This is a genomic window from Streptomyces sp. SM10 (assembly GCF_002910915.1).
GTDB lineage: Bacteria > Actinomycetota > Actinomycetes > Streptomycetales > Streptomycetaceae > Streptomyces.
In genome coordinates, this window is sequence record NZ_NEUF01000068.1 from 79,853 (window position 1) to 99,225 (window position 19,373).

At 70.3% G+C, this 19,373-nt stretch carries 16 protein-coding genes and 2 pseudogenes; 10 read left to right on the forward strand and 8 right to left on the reverse strand.

The window, feature by feature from the left end:
• Positions 1-9 precede the first annotated feature (9 nt).
• Positions 10-1,290 carry a hypothetical protein gene (locus B9S57_RS09275; RefSeq protein WP_103515044.1) on the forward strand — a complete coding sequence of 427 codons (1,281 nt, stop codon included), beginning with the start codon at positions 10-12 and terminating at the stop codon, positions 1,288-1,290.
• Positions 1,291-1,880: 590 nt separating this feature from the next.
• Here B9S57_RS09275 and B9S57_RS09280 read toward each other — a convergent pair.
• Complete coding sequence (locus tag B9S57_RS09280; RefSeq protein ID WP_258036324.1) at positions 1,881-3,371, reverse strand: FG-GAP repeat protein; 1,491 nt, start codon at positions 3,369-3,371, stop codon at positions 1,881-1,883.
• 841 nt (positions 3,372-4,212) lie between these two features.
• Here B9S57_RS09280 and B9S57_RS09290 point away from each other — a divergent pair.
• The 3 genes and pseudogenes from B9S57_RS09290 to B9S57_RS34155 all read left to right on the forward strand — a co-directional run bounded on the left by B9S57_RS09290 (position 4,213) and on the right by B9S57_RS34155 (position 7,427).
• The gene (locus tag B9S57_RS09290) at positions 4,213-5,673 is read left to right on the forward strand and encodes an amino acid permease (protein ID WP_103515047.1); all 1,461 of its coding nucleotides are present in this window, start codon (positions 4,213-4,215) and stop codon (positions 5,671-5,673) included.
• 257 nt (positions 5,674-5,930) lie between these two features.
• A pseudogene (locus tag B9S57_RS09295) lies at positions 5,931-6,600 on the forward strand (SAM-dependent methyltransferase).
• A 569-nt stretch (positions 6,601-7,169) separates the two neighbouring features.
• A complete protein-coding gene (locus B9S57_RS34155) occupies positions 7,170-7,427 on the forward strand; it encodes a DUF6355 family natural product biosynthesis protein (RefSeq protein ID WP_146057741.1) in 258 nt (85 codons plus the stop codon).
• 334 nt (positions 7,428-7,761) lie between these two features.
• Here the strand turns inward: B9S57_RS34155 and B9S57_RS09300 are convergent, their stop codons facing one another.
• Entirely contained in the window at positions 7,762-8,034 is a 273-nt protein-coding gene (locus B9S57_RS09300; protein WP_103515048.1) for a hypothetical protein, read from the reverse strand.
• 272 nt (positions 8,035-8,306) lie between these two features.
• Here B9S57_RS09300 and B9S57_RS09305 point away from each other — a divergent pair, with 272 nt between their 5' ends.
• The 3 genes from B9S57_RS09305 (at position 8,307) to B9S57_RS09315 (ending at position 11,307) form a co-directional block, all read left to right on the forward strand.
• On the forward strand, positions 8,307-9,350 hold the full coding sequence (locus tag B9S57_RS09305; RefSeq protein ID WP_103515049.1) for a medium chain dehydrogenase/reductase family protein: 1,044 nt from the start codon (positions 8,307-8,309) through the stop codon (positions 9,348-9,350).
• Positions 9,351-9,748: 398 nt separating this feature from the next.
• On the forward strand, positions 9,749-10,441 hold the full coding sequence (locus tag B9S57_RS09310) for an SRPBCC family protein (RefSeq protein ID WP_103515050.1): 693 nt from the start codon (positions 9,749-9,751) through the stop codon (positions 10,439-10,441).
• 203 nt (positions 10,442-10,644) lie between these two features.
• Entirely contained in the window at positions 10,645-11,307 is a 663-nt protein-coding gene (locus tag B9S57_RS09315; protein WP_103515051.1) for a TetR/AcrR family transcriptional regulator, read from the forward strand.
• A gap of 123 nt (positions 11,308-11,430) precedes the next feature.
• On the opposite strand, the pseudogene B9S57_RS35320 reads toward B9S57_RS09315, so the two are convergent.
• From B9S57_RS35320 to B9S57_RS09330, 3 genes and pseudogenes are all read right to left on the reverse strand, one after another.
• A pseudogene (locus B9S57_RS35320) lies at positions 11,431-11,655 on the reverse strand (phosphoesterase); the annotation flags it as partial.
• Positions 11,656-11,670: 15 nt separating this feature from the next.
• Positions 11,671-12,696, reverse strand: a complete 1,026-nt coding sequence (locus B9S57_RS09325) for an alcohol dehydrogenase catalytic domain-containing protein (protein WP_103515052.1) — start codon at positions 12,694-12,696, stop codon at positions 11,671-11,673.
• Positions 12,697-12,973: 277 nt separating this feature from the next.
• A complete protein-coding gene (locus B9S57_RS09330) occupies positions 12,974-13,576 on the reverse strand; it encodes a GPP34 family phosphoprotein (RefSeq protein WP_103515053.1) in 603 nt (200 codons plus the stop codon).
• A gap of 503 nt (positions 13,577-14,079) precedes the next feature.
• Here B9S57_RS09330 and B9S57_RS09335 point away from each other — a divergent pair.
• Positions 14,080-14,838 carry a DUF1838 family protein gene (locus B9S57_RS09335; RefSeq protein ID WP_103515054.1) on the forward strand — a complete coding sequence of 253 codons (759 nt, stop codon included), beginning with the start codon at positions 14,080-14,082 and terminating at the stop codon, positions 14,836-14,838.
• Positions 14,839-15,016: 178 nt separating this feature from the next.
• Here B9S57_RS09335 and B9S57_RS09340 read toward each other — a convergent pair whose 3' ends face one another.
• Positions 15,017-15,925 (reverse strand): NAD(P)-dependent oxidoreductase, encoded by a 909-nt coding sequence (locus tag B9S57_RS09340; protein WP_103515055.1) that lies wholly within the window; start codon positions 15,923-15,925, stop codon positions 15,017-15,019.
• A gap of 83 nt (positions 15,926-16,008) precedes the next feature.
• Between B9S57_RS09340 and B9S57_RS09345 the strand changes: the two genes are divergently transcribed.
• Positions 16,009-16,377, forward strand: a complete 369-nt coding sequence (locus B9S57_RS09345; RefSeq protein WP_103515056.1) for a helix-turn-helix domain-containing protein — start codon at positions 16,009-16,011, stop codon at positions 16,375-16,377.
• 338 nt (positions 16,378-16,715) lie between these two features.
• Here the strand turns inward: B9S57_RS09345 and B9S57_RS09350 are convergent, their stop codons facing one another.
• Positions 16,716-17,807, reverse strand: a complete 1,092-nt coding sequence (locus B9S57_RS09350; RefSeq protein ID WP_103515057.1) for a glycerophosphodiester phosphodiesterase family protein — start codon at positions 17,805-17,807, stop codon at positions 16,716-16,718.
• A 372-nt stretch (positions 17,808-18,179) separates the two neighbouring features.
• Here B9S57_RS09350 and thpR point away from each other — a divergent pair, with 372 nt between their 5' ends.
• Positions 18,180-18,776, forward strand: coding sequence for an RNA 2',3'-cyclic phosphodiesterase (gene thpR / locus B9S57_RS09355; RefSeq protein ID WP_103515058.1), 597 nt, complete (start codon positions 18,180-18,182; stop codon positions 18,774-18,776).
• 107 nt (positions 18,777-18,883) lie between these two features.
• On the opposite strand, the gene B9S57_RS09360 is transcribed toward thpR, so the two are convergent.
• Positions 18,884-19,357, reverse strand: coding sequence for an STAS domain-containing protein (locus tag B9S57_RS09360; protein WP_258036326.1), 474 nt, complete (start codon positions 19,355-19,357; stop codon positions 18,884-18,886).
• Positions 19,358-19,373: the final 16 nt, after the last annotated feature.

Below are 19,373 nucleotides of genomic sequence, written 5' to 3' on the forward strand. Positions count from 1 at the left end.
AGGCGCACCGTGCACCGCAGCCAGAGACCGAACACCCACTCCGTTCCCGTCCGCCGGGGGCCGGCCGTCGCCGTCTCCCTGCTGGCCGTCGTGGGTCTGACACTCACCGCCGATCCCGCCGCCGCCCGCGGTGCCGACCCCGACGACGCCCCGCTCGGGGGCATCAGCTGGCGGGCGGACCTGGCCACTCCGGCTGCGGACGTGACCAACGTCAGCCGCACCGAGGGTGGTCTGCGTCTCCGCGATCCCCGTCCGGGGCCGGCCTCGTCCCGTTCTCCCCAGGGGCAGGGCACGGTCCTGCTGCCCGAACGCGTGCTGGGCCGTGCCGTCGACCGGATCACCCCCGACCTCGAGGCCACCGTCCCCACCGGCGCGCAGGTCGCTGTCGACGTGCGCGGACGGGACGGGCTCGGGCGGTGGACCGAGTGGCGAGAGGCGCGCGACGACTCGCCCGCCCTCCTGCCCCGGGCCGTCACCCGCGTGCAGACCCGTCTCACCCTGGTCACCGCGCCGAACGGCAGCGCGCCGACGGTCAGCGGTCTGCGTCTGGGTGCCGAACTCGACGACACACCCGTGCGGGCCGAGGCGGCGGAAGCCGTCACGGCCAGCGTCTACGCGACCCGTGAGGGCCTGGTCGGCGGCACCACCGCGAACGGACACGTGATAGTCCCCAACGATCACTTCGTTGCACTGCCCTCCCGGCGCGGCCTCTCCCCGAAGGGCAGCGGCGAGTACTCGGTGCGCGTCTGTGGCCCCGCACGCTGCGAGACCGCCCCGGTGTGGGACGTCGGCCCCTGGAACACCCGCGACGACTACTGGAATCCGTCCTCCGTCCGCGAGAGCTTCAAGGATCTTCCGCAGGGCACACCCGAGGCGCAGGCCGCCTACCAGCAGGGCTACAACGGCGGCCTGGACGGGTCCGGTCGCCGGGTGCTCAACCCGGCCGGGATAGACCTGGCCGACGGGACGTTCTACAACATCGGCCTGAACAACAACGGCTGGGTCACCGTCACCTACCTGTGGACCGGTACCGGTGCCCCGACCAAGTCCTTCCCGACGTGGGGCACGGCCGTCAACATCCGTCAGCAGGCCACCAGTGCCTCCACCCGCGTCGCGCAGCTCCCGGGTCCCACGACGGTGCGGGTGCAATGCCAGGTGCACGGCCAGCTCGTCGAGGCCGACGGCCACAGCAACGACGCCTGGTCCTACCTGCCGGACTACGGCGGATACATCTCCAACATCTTCATCGACGTGGCGGACAGCTGGCTTCCCGGCGTTCCTAACTGCTGATCGCACCGGGCCGGATCCCACGGGCCCGCACACCTTGTGCGGGCCCGTGGGGCAGGGGCTGCACGCAGCCGTGGCCGGGCCTCCGCCCCCGGTGAGCCCGGGGAAGGCACGTAGACCCAGCCCGACAACCGCTGGGAGCTGCCGGTCACCGTCCCCTCGGAGAAGAGGCTCACGTACTCCTTCAACTACCAGCCAGACCAGCCAGACCAGCCAGGTGACCATACCCACCTACCGCTGGACTGCCTCCTGAGCCGCCCGCTCCCGTGCCCTACACCCCCACCACGGAGAGTGCGGCACGCACATGCTGATCGGACGACCACTCAGGGCCGCGCTGCGGCCCGCGGCCACCGCGGCTCTCGCCGGGCTGTGATCTGGCCTGGAGCCGCGAACGCGGAGGCCACCACCGGCGCGGCGACCCCGTGCACCGATCGTTCCGAGCCTGCGGCCGAGTGGCCGCAGGCCCTTCAGGGCCCAGGTGCCCGGGGGTGTCCGACACCGACCTGCGGGCCGGGACACCCGCGAGGGGTACGGACGCCAGGCGTCGGCCACGGTGGACGAGCGGCCTGCGCCGGGACGTCGGCCGCTCCGGTTCACTCGTCGATCGACGTACCGAAGAGCGCGTCGGTACCCGAAGCACCGAGCGACCCTCCGCCGTACGACCACGAGCCGGTGCTCACCGTCCCTGTCGTCGACGCGGCGAGCCACCAGACCACCCCGTCCGACGTGTTCTCGCCGGGTGCGGCGGCCAGGAGCTCGGAGCGGCCGTCGGCATCCGTGTCGGCCAGGCGGACCTGTCCGCCCCAGCGGTCGCCCTTCTCGGCCGTGCCCGGTACGCCCGGTGCGTCCTGGTCGAAGGACTTCGCACCGGTTGCGGTCAGCCCCTCGTCCGACCCGCGCAGCACCCGCACCCCACCGGCGTCCGCCACCGAGCCGATGTCCTCACCCGGCACACCCACAGCGAGGTCTTCGTAACCGTCCCCGTCGATGTCGGCGAGGGAGACGTCGGCGCCGAACCCGTCGCCGAGCTCGGCCGTGCCGGGTACGCCGGGGGTGGCCTGGGTCCATACCTGTGCCGGTGTGCCCAGGTCGTCCACGTCCGCCATTCCCGCAGCCGTGCCGAGGAAGACGCCGACGACGCCGCCGGTGAGTGGTTCGTACACGTCCTGCGGCCTGTCGGGCCGGCCGAAGACCAGGTCGTCGTAACCGTCACCGTTGATATCGCCCGAGGCGTTCGCGGTGCCACCGGCAAGATCTCGGGCGAACACAGGTCCGTCGGCGCCGCCCATGAACACGGCGGACCAACTCCTGCCGTCCTCTTCCAGGCTGCGACCGGACACGACGAGGTCGGCGTATCCGTCACCGTCGTAGTTCCCTGTCGTGAGGGAGGCCGGCCGAATCGGTTCGTGCCCGGGGACGCCCTCGGTGTCGAGGCGGCCCGTCAGTTGCAGCGAACCCGCCCCGTAGGTGAAGAGGGTGACGCCGGAACGGCCGGCCACGGCGAGCTGGTCGCCCGGCGTCGCCCCGCTGAGCCGCGCGGCGCCGAGGGCGAGGCCGAACCGGGCGTTCCCCTCGGGTGCGGCGGACCGGAGTGCGGCGCTGCGGGCAGCGGTCAGGCCGTCCTTCGACCCGTAGAGGACAACCACCCGGCCCGCGTCGCTCACCGAGCCCTCGTCCTCACCTGGCGAGGAGACGATCGCGTCGTCGAATCCATCGGCGTCCAGGTCGCCCGTGGCGACGGCGGTTCCGAAGCCGTCACCGGGTTCGGCCGAACCCGGTACACCTGCGGTCGACTGGCCGAAGACCGCCGTCCGGACACGCGGAACGCTCGTCGCGGTGCCGATGCCGCTTGCGGAGCCGTACTGCACGGTGACATACCCCGCGCCCTTCTTCCCGCCGTCGGTGCCGCCGGGCGCGCCGGTGAGTACGTCGTCGTAGCCGTCGCCGTCGAAGTCGCAGTTGCGGTCATCGGCATAGGTGCCGCCGGGTGTTCCGGCGAAGGCGCTGGGCGCGGCGGTGATGACGGCACCGCCCAGCAGGAGGAACGTTGCGGCAGCAAGGGTTCTGGAACTCCTGTGGGTCACGGTCTGCTCCCTGGGGCGGATCGGAATCGGGTCCTGGCATGGGTTGGATGCACGACACCTTGGGGAGGTTGCGGCCCGACCTGTTGTCTGTGGCAGATCGGTGACAAAGAAAGGCGAATCGGCTGCCGAACGTCTTCCGGAACACGAATCTGCGGTCCGGTCGGAGAACGAGCGAATCGGTGAAGCCGCCTTCGGGTTCACGACGTCGATATTCGTGACGTTTGTCGAGCGCATTCGTGGCGGGTGGCCGCATCTACGCCCCGACGCTCATTCCGCTGCCGCACCACCCATCACGCCCGGCAGGCTTCCGGGCGGGGCGAGCCGGGGCGGCCTGGGCCGCATCTTGCCGATCGGGTGCCGGTGACGGCTCCGGCTCCGGCTCCGGCTCCGGCTCCGGCTCCGGCTCCGGCTCCGGCTCCGGCTCCGGCTCCGGCTCCGGCCAAACGGTGGGCCCGCGTCCCGCATGCCCCGGAGCACCGCCGGTCCGCGGAAGCCACGCCGCCTCGCGCGCACCTCCGCAGACGGAAATCTCGGACACGAACCGGGCGTCGTCCGGTCCGGCGGGATCATCGCGCCGACGAGCTCCTTCGACCTCGGGCCGAGGGGGTGAGGCGAGGGACCATCGCGAAGATCACACTGATCGGACTCCCCTCCATCTGAGGGCTCACTTACTTTACTGCGCCGCAACCTCTGAAATACCTCAGATTTGTTTTCGTCAGGCGGGGTGCACTGCCAGAATCGCAGGGTTCCTGATCATGCGCCTTCGAGCCATGGCCGGGCCCCTCCCCCACGGGCCCGGTCGGGACCGACCATCTTCCCCTCACAAAGGCGACCCCCCTCCATGAGTGACGGCAGCATCACAGCAGCCGATCAGCCGGCCGCTGACGCGCCGGCGGCGAGCTCCCCCCACGTGGACGCCGGCGACGCCGGCTACAGCAAGGACCTCAAGTCCCGCCACATCAACATGATCGCCATCGGCGGTGCCATCGGCACCGGGCTCTTCCTGGGCGCGGGCGGGCGTCTGGCCGACGCCGGGCCCTCGCTCGCCATCGCCTACGCCGTCTGCGGTGTCTTCGCGTTCTTCGTCGTGCGCGCGCTGGGTGAGCTGATCCTCTACCGCCCGTCGTCCGGCGCCTTCGTCTCGTACGCCCGTGAGTTCATGGGCGAGAAGGGCGCCTTCGCGGCCGGGTGGCTGTATTTCCTCAACTGGTCGACCACCGCGATCGCGGACATCACGGCGGCGGCCACGTACGCCCATTTCTGGGGAATGTTCAGCGATGTCCCGCAGTGGATCCTCGCCTTGATCGCCCTCGCCGTGGTGCTCACCGCGAATCTCATCTCGGTGAAGTACTTCGGCGAGATGGAGTTCTGGTTCGCGATCATCAAGGTGGCGGCCCTGGTCGCCTTCATGGCGATCGGTATCTTCCTCGTGGTCACCCAGCATCCGGTGGACGGCCACACCCCGGGGCTCTCCACCGTCTCGGACACCGGCGTCTTCCCTGTCGGCACGCTTCCGATGCTGCTCGTGATCCAGGGCGTCGTGTTCGCCTACGCGTCCGTCGAGCTGTGCGGTGTCGCCGCCGGCGAGACGGAGAACCCCGAGAAGATCATGCCCCGGGCGATCAACTCCATCATGTGGCGGGTCGGCCTGTTCTACGTCGGCTCGGTGGTGCTGCTCGCGCTGCTGCTGCCGTACACCTCCTACTCCGGTGACCAGAGCCCGTTCGTCACCGTCATGGACAAGCTCGGCGTTCCCGGCGCTGCAGGCGTGATGAACCTGGTCGTGCTGACCGCCGCACTGTCCAGCCTGAACTCCGGTCTCTACTCCACCGGGCGCATCCTGCGGTCCATGGCCCTGTCGGGTTCCGCGCCCCGCTTCACCGGCCTGATGAACAAGGGGCAGGTGCCCTACGGCGGCATTCTGCTGACCGCGAGCTTCGGCGTGCTGGGCGTCGGGCTGAACTACGTGGTGCCCGGGCAGGCATTCGAGATCGTGCTGAACTTCGCGTCGATCGGGATCCTCGGAACCTGGGGCATGATCATGCTCTGTTCCCTGGTCTTCTGGCACCGCTCGCGGAGCGGCGGAGTCTCAAGGCCCGCCTACCACCTTCCATGGGCCCCCTACACCCAGATCGTCACGCTGCTGTTCCTAGTCGGTGTGGCCTTCCTGATGTGGTGGGGCGGCGGAGTGGGCCGGACCACGGTGATGTGCCTGCCGCTGATCGCGGCGGCGCTGGTCGGCGGCTGGTTCCTCGTCCGCGGCCGGGTACAGGAGATGGCTCGGGCACGGCAGGACGTCTGACCCGTCCTCGCCGCCCCTCGATCTGCGAAAAGGCTGTGGCCCCCACCTCCGGGTGGGGGCCACAGCCTTTTCGCCTTCCGCTGGAAGGGACCGGAAAATCGATGGAGACGTCACCCCGGACGGTCTACGTTGGCCGGGTCCAGGATCCATGCTTTCGAACGAGGTGTCTCTGATGACGGTCCGAGCAGCGGCGGTCGATCCCGGTCGGCTGTCCTCCAGGAACGCCATGACCTCATCGAACCCAGGGAACACCTCCAGTGGATCTTCCACGCATCTTCAGCATCCGCGAAAGCAGCCACCGCATTCACAACCCGTTCACGCCTGACAAACTCGCCGCCCTGGGCCCGTGACCACCGCATCACCGGGACCGGGGTGGACATCAGCACGGTGTTCACCGAATCGGCTCGCGGCCGAGCCGCTGAACTCGGCGTCGCCGACCAGGTCTCCTTCGTTCACGACGACGCCTCCGGCTTCGTCTCGGACGAACCGGTCGGCCTCGCCGCGTGCGTCGGCGCCACCTGGATCGGTGGAGGCGTCGCCGGCACCGTCGAGCTGCTGAGCAGGAGTCTGCGTCCCGGCGGCCTCATGCTGATCGGCGAGCCGTATTGGCGCCGGGACGTGCCGGACCAGAAGACCGCCGAGGCATGCCACGCCGGCGGCAAGGACGACTTCCTGGAACTGCCCGAGCTGATCGAGCAGTTCGGCGGTCTCGGGTACGACGTCGCGGAAATGGTGCTGGCCGACCAGGACAGCTGGGACCGCTACCAGGCGGCACAGTGGCTCAATCTCCGCCGCTGGCTGGACGGCCATCCCGATGACGAGCTGGCCGCCGAGGTACGGGCCGAGCTCACCACCGGTCCGGCCCGCTACGCGCGGTACCAGCGCGCATTCCTCGGCTGGGGAGTATTCGCCCTGATGCGCCGCTGACGGTACGGCGAGCGCGGGTCCGGGCATCACACCGCCCGGACCCGCGCGTTCTCAGGATCGGTGCCCGATTCCTCTTCGCCGACCTCGACGACGGCGGCCTGGCAACTCCTGGACATGCGAAGCTGCGTTCGACTCGGCGCAAGGGGAGACGTGGGACTGATCTACAGCTACGACATCTACCTGCCGCCCCGAAACCCCGCCAAGGCGGAGCACCTTGTGCCGGATCGCACCCGGCTCCGGCCGGGACGGTCGGCGCCTCACCCCGCACGACCACTCATTCCGGTGACTTTCTGTCATCACACGTGGCCAGGGAGTTAGAGTTTCCGTGTCGGTGGATGACGTGCACGGGTTCGACACCATGGAGCCATGGCGTCAGGCGAGTAAGCCATCCGCCGGCTGCCTATAGCCGTGGCCCGCCGTGAGGAACGCCTGTGAAGCTCCCCCTGACCCATGTTCATCGCGTCGCATGCGCGGTAGCTGCGAGCACCTTCGTCGCCACTGCGGTGATGACGTCCACGAGTCCGTCTTTCGCCGGATCCGCCCGCGGCCCGGCGGCGCAGCAGACGACTGTGAACGCAGCCGTACCCTGCGGATTCTTCCGGTACAGCGTGCGAGAGTCCCGGTTCGCCGCATACAACCACTGCGGAGAGACGACCGTGCGGATCCATGTGGACGTCAGAGGGGGCGGCAGTTCGAACGACTTCCATCTCTGCGTCAGCCCTGGCCGTACCCAGCTGCCGGGCGCGGGCCCGAACTACCTCAACGCGTACTACATCGGCGGGGCGGGGTGCCGGAGCGGAGAGCGCACCGGGCACACATCCCACTGAGATGCGAGACAGCGAATGACGGACTCGTGTCCACCACGGGCCTGTCGTCCCCGGACGGTGCGGGCGATCCCGATGACCTCCAGGGCTCCTGGTGTGCCCCTGGAGCGGCACCGCCTCACGCGGCCGGCCCTGGGGCGCCAGGCGCCGACATCCGTGCCGGAATCCGCTGCCGCGCCCCGAGTAGGGCCGGCTCGGCAGGTCCGGAGCACAGTCGGCCGAGGGCCACGCTCCACCGGTGACGTACGACCAGCGGCGAGCATGAGCATGGACCCTGCGCCACGACGGACCCGCCCTCACGGAGCGGGCGCCCCGCGCCCCCAGGGCAACATGAGTCCTACCCGGTCGACTCGTCCGGAGTGGGGTGCTCCGGGTGGACACCCGCGTTGCGGGCGGAGTTGCGGCCCGAGCCCGCCTCGTCGGGGTCGGCCTTCTCCGCAGCGCGCCCGCCGTCCGGCTCCCCTGCGGGGTACTCCACACCCGGCGGAAGAGTCACGTCGAGCGCGTCCTCGCTCTCCTGGACCTGCTGATCGGGCATGTCGGCGGGTATCGGCGGCGGGCTGGCCTTCGCCCCGGTGTAGGCGATCCCTGAGGGCCTGCGGTCAGTCATGCCATCACTCCCGTCGGTGCGCGCCCGCTCCCGTACGAGGGCGGGCAGGTGTCGGACCTCGCGTACCCCGCACCCACCGTACGACGCATCACCCACCGGCTGCGCTCCATCCGCCGGCTCGGGCGGCCCGCAGCGACGGGCCCACGAGCGCGTGCCGCCCGAGCAATCGACCTACATCGCGAAGGTTACGGCCGTATTGGCCTTGCAGGCACAAACTTACGGTTGTAGCGTTACACCCGTAAGCCAACGAGGGAAACTCTCAGGGGGACGTCATGGCCGACACCACTATCCGCACCACCGAGGTCGTACTGCCCGGACGCGTCGAGCCCGACGGTCTCGAGGTGCGGACGCGCGAGCTGCCGGCTCCGGCCAGGGGCCAGGTCGTCCTGCGGATGGACGCGACCGGCGTGTCGTTCGCCGAGCAGCAGATGCGTCGCGGCAAGTACTACGACCAGCCGCCCTTTCCCTTCGTGCCCGGCTACGACGTGGTCGGCACCGTGACAGCGGTCGGCCCGGAGGTGGACATCGCGCTGACCGGAGGCCGGTTCGCCGCGGTCGTCAAGACCGGCGCCTGGGCAAGCCACCTGCTGGTCGAAGCCGCGGACCTGATGCGCGTACCGGACGGGGTGGACCCGTCCGCGGTGGAGAGCGTGCTCGTCAACGGGCTCACCGCCTGGCAGATGCTGCACCGCACCGCCAAGGTCCCCGCAGGCGGGGTCGTCGTCGTGCTGGGCGCCAACGGAGGTGTCGGCTCCACCCTCGTGCAACTGGCCCGCCTCCGGGGGATAACCGTGATCGGCACGGCGTCGCCCCGCCACCACGCGACCGTGCGCGAACTGGGCGCCAGCCCGGTCGACTACAACGCCCCGGACCTGTACGCGAGGATCCGGGAGATGGCCCCGGAGGGCGTGGACGCGGTCTTCGACCACGTCGGCGGCGCCGCGGTGGAACAGTCGTGGCAACTGCTGCGCCGGGGCGGAACGCTGGTCTCGTACGGCACTGCGGTGAGCAAGAACGAGGAGGGCAACTCGCGGTTGCCCGTGCTGAAACTGTTCGGACGCCTGGCAGCGTGGAACTCCCTGCCCAACGGCAGGAGGGCGCACTTCTACAACTTCTGGGCCGGCAGGCGCCGCCACCAGGCGTCCTGGCAGCGGCGGATGAACGACGACCTCGCGCAGGTGCTGCGCCTGGTGGCCGAGGGCTCGCTGGTCCCGCAGATCGCCGCGCAGATCCCGTTGACCGAGGCTTCGTCCGCGCTCGCCCTGGCCGAGTCCCGCACCGTCGCCGGCAAGGTCGTCATCGTCCCTGGAACGTGACAGCCGCACGTCGTCACCCGCACCGCCCGCCCCCCGACCGCGGATGCTATCTGTCACCGAAGGCGCGCGGCGCCGCAATCCGCTCCGCTCACTGCGCCACGGCGCCGCCTCGGCGCCTGGCTCATCGCGACCTCGACAGCCGAGCTCCTCCTCGGCGCCCCTGGCTAGCCCCTACCGGGCCCTCGCCCGCGCCGCCGTCCTTGAGCGCCGTCGGCTCCACGCACACCCTCCGGCACCCGGCCCGAACGCAGGCCGCCGCCCCCGCCACTTCGCACAGTGGCCCCGCCCGCCTCAGGCGGGATACCACGCGACACCGCCGCGCAGAGGCGCGCCGCCGGCAGCCACCTTCCACTGCTCAGCCGTCCGATGTCGATCACCCACAGAGCGAGAGGAACACCATGCCCAGCGAGAGCCCTTCACGCCTTCCCGGTCAGCCGATCCGGAACCGGTCCCGTGTGCGTGTACGCATCGCCGCCGTCACCGCCTCCCTCGTCACCGCCGGCATCATCGTGAGCGCCGGCCCGGTCCAGGCCGCGCCCGCTCTGGCCGGATCAACCCCTCAGACCGGTGCGCTCCAGTGCCGGGGGAAGGGCGTCGACCCCGGCGCCGCCGTCCGCTACCGGTCCGACATCCTGATCAAGGCACCGCTGCGCAGCATCTTCACACTGCAGACCGACGTGGAGCACTGGCCCACGTGGCAGGCGCCGGTCCTCTCCATGAAGCGCCTCGACCCCGGCCCCCTTCGGAAGGGGTCGCAGTTCCGGTGGACGACCCCGGCGCCCGCCACTCCCACGACCCCTGAATCCACCCTGGAGATCACCTCCACCATCAGGCAGTTGGAGAACGACTCCTGCATTCGGTGGACCGGGCCCGCGGTCGGTGACGGGCTGCGCATCGACGAAGGTGTGCACGTGTGGACCTTCACCGAGGTCAGGGGCGGTGTGCGGGTACGTACCGAGGAGAGCTGGACCGGAGCCCAGGTCGAAGCGGACGTTCCCACCGCGACGTCCCTGCTCGGCGCCGGACTGGACCAGTGGCTGCGCGAGCTGAAGGCGGCCGCGAAGGCAGGCGGCGACGGACCGTGCCGGTGACCGGTCGGGCTTCGACGTGCAGGCGGTCCAAAGCTCCGAGCGGCTGACCTGCGGACCGCGCGAGGGACGTCGGCTGTCGGGCTGAGCGCATGTGCGTGCCGGCGGCACAACCGCGGCACGCACACCGCAGGAAGGGAAGTTGACCCCGAGGCACCATGCACGCGACAGATACAGCGGTAAACTTCACGGCGTAAGGTGACAGTATGGAGAACAACGCAGCAGCGGCCTCGGCGCCGTCCGGACCGACCCGCACGCGCAACCGTCGCGGCGAGGGCGGGCGCCTGCGGGACGACATCGTCGCCGCGGCGGTGGAGCTCCTCGACCAGACGGGCGACGAACGCGCCATCACCCTGCGGTCGGTCGCCCGCAGGGTCGGGATCGCCGCCCCGTCGATCTACCGGCACTTCCCGGACCAGCCGGCCATCATGCTCGCCGTCGTCCAGCGGGAGTTCGCCGATCTGGGAGACAGCCTGCGCTCCATGGTGGAGAAGGCGGGCAGCGACCCTCGGCGACGGCTGTACGCCGTGTGCACCGCGTACCTGGACTTCGCACAGCTCCATCCGCAGCGCTACCGCACGATGTTCGGCGGCCTCTGGATTCCGGATCTCGACAGCAGTTCCCTGACCGAGGCGGACATGGCCGCGCTCGGCGACGGAACCATGGAGATCCTCGTCGCCGCTCTCGCCGACTGTGCCGCCGCCGGACAGTGCGCCAGCACCGACCCGCCGGGTGACGCGGTCGCCCTGTGGCTGGGGCTGCACGGACTCGCGCATCAGCGTGCAGTGAGCCCTTCCTTTCCCTGGCCCGACGGCATCGCCGACCGCATCATCGTCGCCTTGGCCCGCTTGAACGACGGCGACGTCTGACCCGCGGGCCGTGGGCAGGCAGCAGTTGTCGGTTTGGGGGCGGCCGATCCCTCGGAGCGTTCGGGTCGTCGGCCGTCCTCGGTCGTATCCCCCGGGCTCTCGGCTCCGGTTGATCTCGGAGTGGTCGACGCGCTCTCCGATCGGGACCGTGCGCATGACGGTGTTCCTCAGGATCGCGTCGGTGCGCTCGCAGACGTGGTTGTGACCGTTGATGACCAGGTCCGCCTGGTGCTTCTCGGACGGCGGGACCCAGGCGTCACGCACACCGCCGTCCGAGGCGTGCGCGTTGGTCGTGGAGAGCGCGCAGTGGTGGGAGGACACCACGACGAAGTCGATGTCGTGACGCGCGTCGGAAGCCGGACGTCACCCGTTGGTGAGAACCATGCGGAAGCGAGCGGCGCCCGAGAGCATCTTGCGGTACGCCTCACCGACCTCGGTCAGGGGCACGGTCTCCACTGTGGGGCGGATGCCGTGAAGGGCACTGAAGTCCAAGGTGTCCTGGACGTCCTGTGCCGTGCCGGACGGGTGGCCGCGTACGCTCCTGCCCGGCAGAATCAGCTGGAGCGGGCTGATTCCCAGAGGTTCGGGCGAGACTCCGATGACCACGAGTTCGCCCCGGTGCGTCAGCCCGTCGACGGTTGCGGTGATGGCCTCGGAGTTACCGGCGGTGGCCAGCACCACCTTGGCACCGCCCAGGGCCCGCAGCGCGTCCGCGACCGAGGTCGCCGCCGTGCTGTCGATGTAGTGGTGTGCCCCGAACCCTTCGGCCAGAGCGGCCTTTTCGGGCCCCCTCGCGATGGCCACCGTCTCGAATCCCATGGCCACCGCGAACTGCACACCGAGGTGCCCCAGACCGCCGAGTCCCACCACGGCCACCCGGTCGCCCGGCATGGCGGAACTGCGCCGCAGTCCGTTGTAGGTCGTGACCCCCGCGCAGGCCATGGGTCCCGCATCAGCCGCCGAGAAAGCCCCGGGGATCCGCGCCAGCGCGTCGACCGGCGCGAGCATCGTCTCGGCGAAACCCCCGTCGTATGCCCAGCCGGGGACCTTGAGGTTCTCGCAGACGATGAAGTCGCCCTGTCTGCACGCGGTGCAGTGTCGGCAACTACCCCCGAACCAGCCCACCGTCACGCGGTCCCCCACGCTCCAGCCGGCGTTCGCGGCCCCCTCGCCCAGCTCCGCGACACGCCCGGCGACCTCGTGCCCCGGAACAAGTGGGAACCGCACTCCGGGCAGCCCCCCGCTGACGAAGGAGTCGTCGCTGTGACAGATCCCGCAGGCTTCGACCGACAGACGTACGTGATCAGGCCCTGGTTCGGTCGTTCGGCGCTCGACTATCTCGAATGATCCGTTCGCGGTAGCGACCTGCGCGGCTCGGTAGGTGCCCATAGGTGTCTCCGTGATCAGGAAAGGGAGGCGCCGGTGTGGCGGACAGCCATACCGGCGGAGCCGTACGAGGACTCGCCTCGGGGCTCAGGCTCCAGCTGTCGGGCGCCGTCCCGGGGGGGCGCGGGTACTCGTGGCCCGGCGCTCACGCTCTCCCGCGGTCCGTCGCTTGACCGTTCCATCCCACCACTGCCTGCTCGGCCCGGCAACAGATGGGCGGTGAAAGCGCCCCCTGTCGTCCCGTCTGCGTCGAGGTGACGGAGCACCGCCCGTGCACGGCTCAGTAGCCCCGCCAGACGTTGTCGAAGGCCGCGCCTTCGATCGATCGGCGTTGCCGTTCGGCGGCCAGCTGTGTGATGGCGTGATGGACTCCGGTCAGCACCGCGCCCTGATCGTCCTCCAGGCCGGCGAGCGTGTCGTCCGACACCTCCCCGATGCCGGCCGCCGCCGCGAGGACGGCGAGGACGGGTTCCCCGGCGGTCCAGCGGTCGTTCGCGCGGTGCAGCGCGGCGGTGTCGGTCCCCGCCGGCCGATCCTTTCGGAAGGGATGGCGGTGGGACCGCGCCGGTGCAGCGAGTCCCGCTGCCTCGAGGGCACGTCGATAGCGATCGGCCAGCTCCGGGCCCCGGCGCCACAGCCAGTCCTCCACGGTCTCGTAAGGAGGCCGCCCGCTGAGGGCCGATGCGGCATCGAGCAGCAGAGCGTCCTCGGTGCGCGGCGCCGCGCCGGGCACGAGCCGGTCGCCGTCGAGAGCCACGGCCCGGACATCCATGAGGTCGATCAGTTCCGCACCCGCCAGCGCGAGCGAGAGGTCGCCCCTCTCCAGGCTCGGGTCGGCGTCCGGAGCGGCGGCGATGATCGAGAGGTCCTGGGCTGTGGTCATGTCGACTCCAGGTGGGCGGGTACGGCGATGGTCCGGAACGGCACGGGTGTGCGTCTCGCGGCGTGGTCCCGAGGCGTCCCCGGCTCCCCGGCTCCCCGGCTCCCCGGACCACGATAGGCGCAGACCTGCCCGTGGTTCGCTCGAACACGTACACGGCGCCTCCGATGCCGCATGGGGTGAAGTCCCCGGCTGACCGTCTGTGCATGCACACGTCCCGGGACGTTCGGAGGCAGACGGTGCGACGGGCCGTCGCGAGCGGCGCCCACCGATGCGGGCGGGTGCCACTCCACGGGCAGCCGGGAGGAGCCCAGGGCCACCGCCGGCAGCTTCGAACCACTCCCACCGTGAGCGTTCGGTCGGGGCCGAAGGGACGTGACGGGGACGTCCCGCCACGCAGCTGTCCTACGAGTTGCTCGTCAACCGGATCCGGCTCCCGGTGCCGATTCGGCCCGGCCGGGGTGTTTCCCGTCCGGCCGGACCGGCGACCGTCCAGAGTACTCCGTATGACGACACCCGCAGAGCTGCTCCGCTCCTTCGCCCGTACCCGTGCCTCGCTCGGCGGCGAGGAGGTCACGTACTGGTGGTCCGGTGATGTCTACTCCTGGGCTCCCGACGAGCCCTATCAGCGCGCCTTCGGTTTCGAAGGGCTCAACGTCTCCCGTCTGGTGCAGGACGCCGAAGCCGGACCGGGCGGCTACCGACTGCTCACGCGCGAGGCCGCCTTCTACCTGGACCCCACCACGCGCGACATCCTGGAGAGCTGGCAGGACCTGCCGGTGGTGCACGTCTGGAACGACCCGGCGAACCAGACGTGGCGCCCCTTCCCGATCCCGACGACGGAGCTCGGCGGTCAGATCTGCTTCAGCATGGAGATCCCCCTCGCCTATCCCTCGCCGCTGCCCGTGGCCCAGTACCCCGCCCACTCGGCGGGCGACACGTACAAGGCCCTGGAGCTCTTCCAGTTCTTCGCCGACCGCGCCGACCTGGCCGGGCCGGATCCCAGCGTCCCCGCGACCATGTCGTGGTCCCGTATGTCCCCGTGGCTCCCGTGGATGGCACGCGGGCAGCGTCCCGGCGGTCTGACCTTCCACTGCAGGGGCCGCAAGCTCGGCTCCTACGCCGAGGTCCCCGAGCGCACCCGCGCCTACATCGCCGGCCACCACCCGGAGTTCGCCCACGCACCGGACGAGTGGAGCGAGCCGAACGAGACCAGCTGGACGTACTTCCGGAAGCTCAATCCGCCGACGGCAAGCGGCCGGTAGCGGCTCTCCGCCATCGGGAGATCGTGGCATTGATCAGGACACCGGGTCGACGGCGCTGCCGATGCCTGCGGCTCCGCGCCCCGGCGCCTTCCCGCGGCAGGGCCGGCGCATCCGTCGACCCGGACGAGAGTCCGTCGCTCACCCGACTCGGCTCCTGCTCAGGGCCGTTCGCCTCCGGTCAGCGCGGCTCCCGGATGCCGTCGATGATCCGGGTCCAGTTGTCGCCGCCGTGTCCGTCCTTGATCGCGTGTCGGTAGTGGGCCTGCACGGCCAGGGGGAGTGCGAGATCCAGGCCGAGGGCCGTGCTGGTCTCGACGATGTGGTCGGCCGTCGCACCCATCATGGTGACGGTGCTCAGGTCGCCGGGATGTTCGCCGGCGTCGAGGGCGACGCCGGGGTTCTCCTCACCGGCCCTCATGATGTCGCCGATGGAGTCGGCGGCGGAGAGCAGCTCGGGCAGTGCTTGCCTGGCCGTGATTCCCGCGGTGCCCAGCATCGCCGTGGCGTGCATCAACGCCGACAGCGTGGTGAGGAAGACCGCGAGCTGGGCCTGGTACATCATCTGGGCGAGACCGGGGTCCTCCCCCAGGTGCCTGGGAGTTCCGAGCAGTGCCAACGTCGCCAGATGGATCTCCGAGGCCTTGTGGCGTCCGCTGTAGTAGACATACGCGGCCTCCGTGCCGACCATCGGCGCGGGGGTCATGACACCTCCGGTGAGGAAGCCGGCGTGGTGGGTCTCCGCCCAGGTCGCCGCCTCGCGTGTGCGATCGGGAGTGTCGGAGCTCAGGTTGACCAGCGTCCGCCCTGCGAGTGATGCGGTGGCGCCGTCGAGGACGTCGTACATGGCCTGGTAGTCGGTGAGGCTGAGGATCACGAGGTCACTCGCTTCCACCGCCTCTCGGGGTGTCCCCGCGAGTGTCGCTCCGTCGGTGACGACGCCGTCGGCCCGAGCGGCGGTGCGGTTCCAGACGGTGACCGGATGGCCGGCCGCGAGGAGGGTGCGTGTCATCGCCTGGCCCATCGGGCCAAGGCCGATCACGGTGACAGGACTGTTCTGACGGGTGGTGAGGTTCGGTTGTTCGTTCACCTCTCCATGGTCGGAGAGGGCCGCTAGTCTCGGAAGTACCCACTATTTCCTGCGGTACTTACCTTTTAGTAAGGGGCTTCGTGATGGCCAAGGCGCCGAGACGCGGGCCGTACATCTGCGGGATCGACGCCGCGCTCGACGTGGTGAGCGGCAAGTGGAAGGGGTTGATCCTCTGGGAGCTCGACGCACACCGCGTACGCCGCTTCGCCGAGCTCCGTCGCGGTCTTCCGGGCGTGAGCGAGAAGATGCTGACGCAGCACCTGCGCGAGATGGAGGCGGACGGTCTCGTGCACCGGCAGGTCCACGTCGAGGTGCCACCGCGCGTGGAGTACTCACTGACCGAGCACGGGCGCACACTCAATCAGGCCCTCGGGCCGCTCGGCGCCTGGGGGGTCGCACGGATGAGTCGCGAAGGCCACGAGGCCGTTGACATGGAGACCTCACTCGGCTGAGCATCGCTGACCTGGCCGGGTCGTGAGCGCGGTGCCGGCCGTCCCTCCTCGGACAGCGGCAGGTCGCCCCTCAGACCGGCCGCTGTGCATCCGGAGACCGTCCTGCCTGCCGATGCCGTACGCCGTGGCCGGAGCCGGTGCGGGCACCAGGTCCTTCCCCGTGCGAAACGTCGCCGGTGCCGTTGATGGCGCCGTCGGGCGACCTGATGTGCCGTCCGTACCTCACCTCGTACGCCGATCGCCTCGTCCGGCGCGGGCGGGTCGTCGACAGGCACCGCGGTGCCCTGGGCCACGTCATCCGGGCGGCGACGTGAGAGTCGCGGGAGCCTCGCCGGCGGTCAGTGACGCGGCGCCGGGTACGAGGTGGGCAGAGGCAGGCCGCGGGCGGCCATGATGGCCCGCACCCGGTCGGGGTAGTCGGTGATGATCCCGTCGATCCCCAGGTCCATGAGCGCCTCGATGGTGTCGGGGTCGTCGCAGGTCCAGGGGATGACCTTCAGCCCACGGCGGTGAGCGTCGCGGATCATCTTCCTGTCGGGGTAGAACCGGAAGTGCGGGTCCACGACTGTTCCGTTCTGCGGGAATCCGTAGTTCGGGGACAGGGCGGTCACACCGGGAACGGCATCGGCTGCCCTGACGAAGTCTCCGTCGTAGTCGTCGACGTCGATACCGCCGAGCCAGGGAGAGGCTCCGTCCTTCCCCACCTGGAGGAAGTCGTAGTTGGTCAGTGCCACCAGGGGGTACGTCGGCGCCAGCTTGTGCATCGCCTTCAGCGCCCCCCAGTCGAAGGACTGGACGGAGACCTGCTTCTCGATCCCGGAGCGGTGGATCTCCTCGAAGACGCGAGTGACGAACAGCTGCCTCGGCGCGGTCTGTTCGGGCGCTCCCGCCTCCACCTTCGTCTCGATGTTCAGCGTGACCCGCTTGGCTCCGTACTCTCGCACCAGGTCGAGGACGTCCCGGAGCTCGACCATCCGGAAGCCCTTGATCTGCTCCTGCTCCGGGTAGCCGGGCAGTTGCTGGTAACCGCAGTCCATGGTCTTGATCTGCGCGAGCGTCAGGTCCTTGACGTACTTCCCGACGTACGGATACGTGGGGTCGTCCGGCGTCAGCGGGCCGGTGTCCTCGCACTTCTGCGCACTGACCTGCCGGTCGTGGTTGACGACGACTTTCCTGTCCTTGGTGATCTGGGTGTCCAGCTCCAGAGTGGTGACACCCAGGCGGAGCGCCTTGGCGAAGCCTTCGAGGGACTCCTCCGTGGTCAGTCCGAGACCTCCGCGGTGAGCCTGGAGGTCGAACGCGGACCGGCCGACCGGCCGGTGCCCGTGCCCGTGCCCGTGCCCGTGGGGAGCCGTGGCCGCCTGCGCGGTCGCGGGGACGACGAGCGCGGGAAGAAGGGCCAGGACGGCGACTGTGTGCCTCAGGGACATGCGTGCCTCGTCTGTTGCATCGGGCTGGACGCCGGGAAGCCAATCCGGTGGATCCGGCTCACACGGGGACCGCAGGTGAGGAGACCGTGAATCTCCGCGGAACGGTCGCTCGCGGAGGGGCCGCCGGACCACTCCCGGTCGCCTGGTGCTCCGGTTGCGGCTCCGGCCCCGGCGAGCCGTGCCGAGAACATGCCCTGCGATGCCGCCGCTCACGCAGCCGGGCCTCGGCCGCTGCATCCGTGGCGGTTCCGGCGCGTCGGCTCACCGGCCGCGGCGCCGAGCCGGGGCTCACCGGCAGGAGTGAGGGGCGTCGGCTCTGCCGGGCCGGACCTGCTCGGCCGCCCGGGCGGCCCGGATGGTACGAAGACCGGTGTGAACGAAGAGACCCGTCCCGCGACCGTTCGTGTGTTCATCGCCCTCGCCCCGCCCGACCACGCGAAGGAAGAACTCGCCCGGGCGCTGCGCCCCGCGTACGACACGCACCCCCGGATGCGGTGGAACCGCATCGAGGACTGGCACATCACTCTGGCGTTCCTCGGGGAGCTGCCCGCCGCCACCGTCCCGCTCCTGCGTCCGCCTCTCGCCGGACTCGCAAAGGCCCATCGGCCGCTGTGCCTGGGCCTTCACGGCGGCGGGATCTTCGACGACCGGGTGCTGTGGAGCGGGATCGAGGGGGACCTCGACGGGCTGCACACGCTCGCGGCCGACGTACGGGGCGTGGTCAGGGGGTGCGGTGTCACCTTCGAGGAGCGGCCCCTGCGTCCCCACCTGACGCTGGCCCGCGCCCGCCGGGGCGACCGTTCCTCGGCCACGGAGATCGTCGCGGGGTTCGCCGGGTTCACCGGTGTCCGATGGCCTGCTGAACGTCTGCACCTGGTCGGGAGCAACGTCGGCCGCAGCAGCGGGCCGATCCACTACCGCGACATCGAGTCCTGGCCCCTCGGCGACGGCAAGGTGACTGCCCCGTAGACGGACCCGTCCCGTGGACCGGACCCCGTTGAGCAGCCACACATCCGCCGGGGCGGGAATCCGGCTTCTCAGGCACCCCGGCGGGAGGGCGGACGGTCTCGGCGGAGCTACGCCTGAGGGCTTTCCGGGCCCTCCTGCGCCCCGAGGGGCAGGACGATCCGGGTCAGGGCATCGGCCGTGGTGGGCGCGGTGGGTATCAGGTCGCCGATCCCCGTGATGTCCAGCAGTCTCGTGAGGTGGGGTGGTGCGGCGGCCAGGGACAGCGACCCGTGCCGGTCCTTGGCGTACCGCAGGATGCCGATCATGGTGTTGAGGCCGGAGGAGTCGCAGAACTCCACGGGCGCCAGATCGAGGACGAGGTGAGGTCTTCCCTGTCTGATCAGGTCCAGGGCTCTGGACCTGAGGACAGGCGCGCTGTCCACGTCGATCTCGCCGGCGACATTGAGGACGGCGATCGAGTCCGCCGGATGCCGGACGGTGAGAATGAGGGTCGAGCTGTGCGTCATGGGTGTCAGTACTCCAGGCCGGTGGGCGGTCGCCGTCACGGCGGAAGCGACGGTGACCGCCGGAAGATCACGCATCGGATGTCGACCGTGA

What these genes read in the sequence shown, in the direction of transcription:
- B9S57_RS09360 (WP_258036326.1), bottom strand. Translation starts at nt 19,357, where the DNA reads ATGCGTGATCTTCCGGCGGTCACCGTCGCTTCCGCCGTGACGGCGACC.
- B9S57_RS09315 (WP_103515051.1), top strand. Translation starts at nt 10,645, where the DNA reads ATGGAGAACAACGCAGCAGCGGCCTCGGCGCCGTCCGGACCGACCCGC.
- B9S57_RS09310 (WP_103515050.1), top strand. Translation starts at nt 9,749, where the DNA reads ATGCCCAGCGAGAGCCCTTCACGCCTTCCCGGTCAGCCGATCCGGAAC.
- B9S57_RS09335 (WP_103515054.1), top strand. Translation starts at nt 14,080, where the DNA reads ATGACGACACCCGCAGAGCTGCTCCGCTCCTTCGCCCGTACCCGTGCC.
- B9S57_RS09305 (WP_103515049.1), top strand. Translation starts at nt 8,307, where the DNA reads ATGGCCGACACCACTATCCGCACCACCGAGGTCGTACTGCCCGGACGC.
- B9S57_RS09330 (WP_103515053.1), bottom strand. Translation starts at nt 13,576, where the DNA reads ATGACCACAGCCCAGGACCTCTCGATCATCGCCGCCGCTCCGGACGCC.
- B9S57_RS09325 (WP_103515052.1), bottom strand. Translation starts at nt 12,696, where the DNA reads ATGGGCACCTACCGAGCCGCGCAGGTCGCTACCGCGAACGGATCATTC.
- B9S57_RS09345 (WP_103515056.1), top strand. Translation starts at nt 16,009, where the DNA reads ATGGCCAAGGCGCCGAGACGCGGGCCGTACATCTGCGGGATCGACGCC.
- B9S57_RS09300 (WP_103515048.1), bottom strand. Translation starts at nt 8,034, where the DNA reads ATGACTGACCGCAGGCCCTCAGGGATCGCCTACACCGGGGCGAAGGCC.
- B9S57_RS09290 (WP_103515047.1), top strand. Translation starts at nt 4,213, where the DNA reads ATGAGTGACGGCAGCATCACAGCAGCCGATCAGCCGGCCGCTGACGCG.
- B9S57_RS09350 (WP_103515057.1), bottom strand. Translation starts at nt 17,807, where the DNA reads ATGTCCCTGAGGCACACAGTCGCCGTCCTGGCCCTTCTTCCCGCGCTC.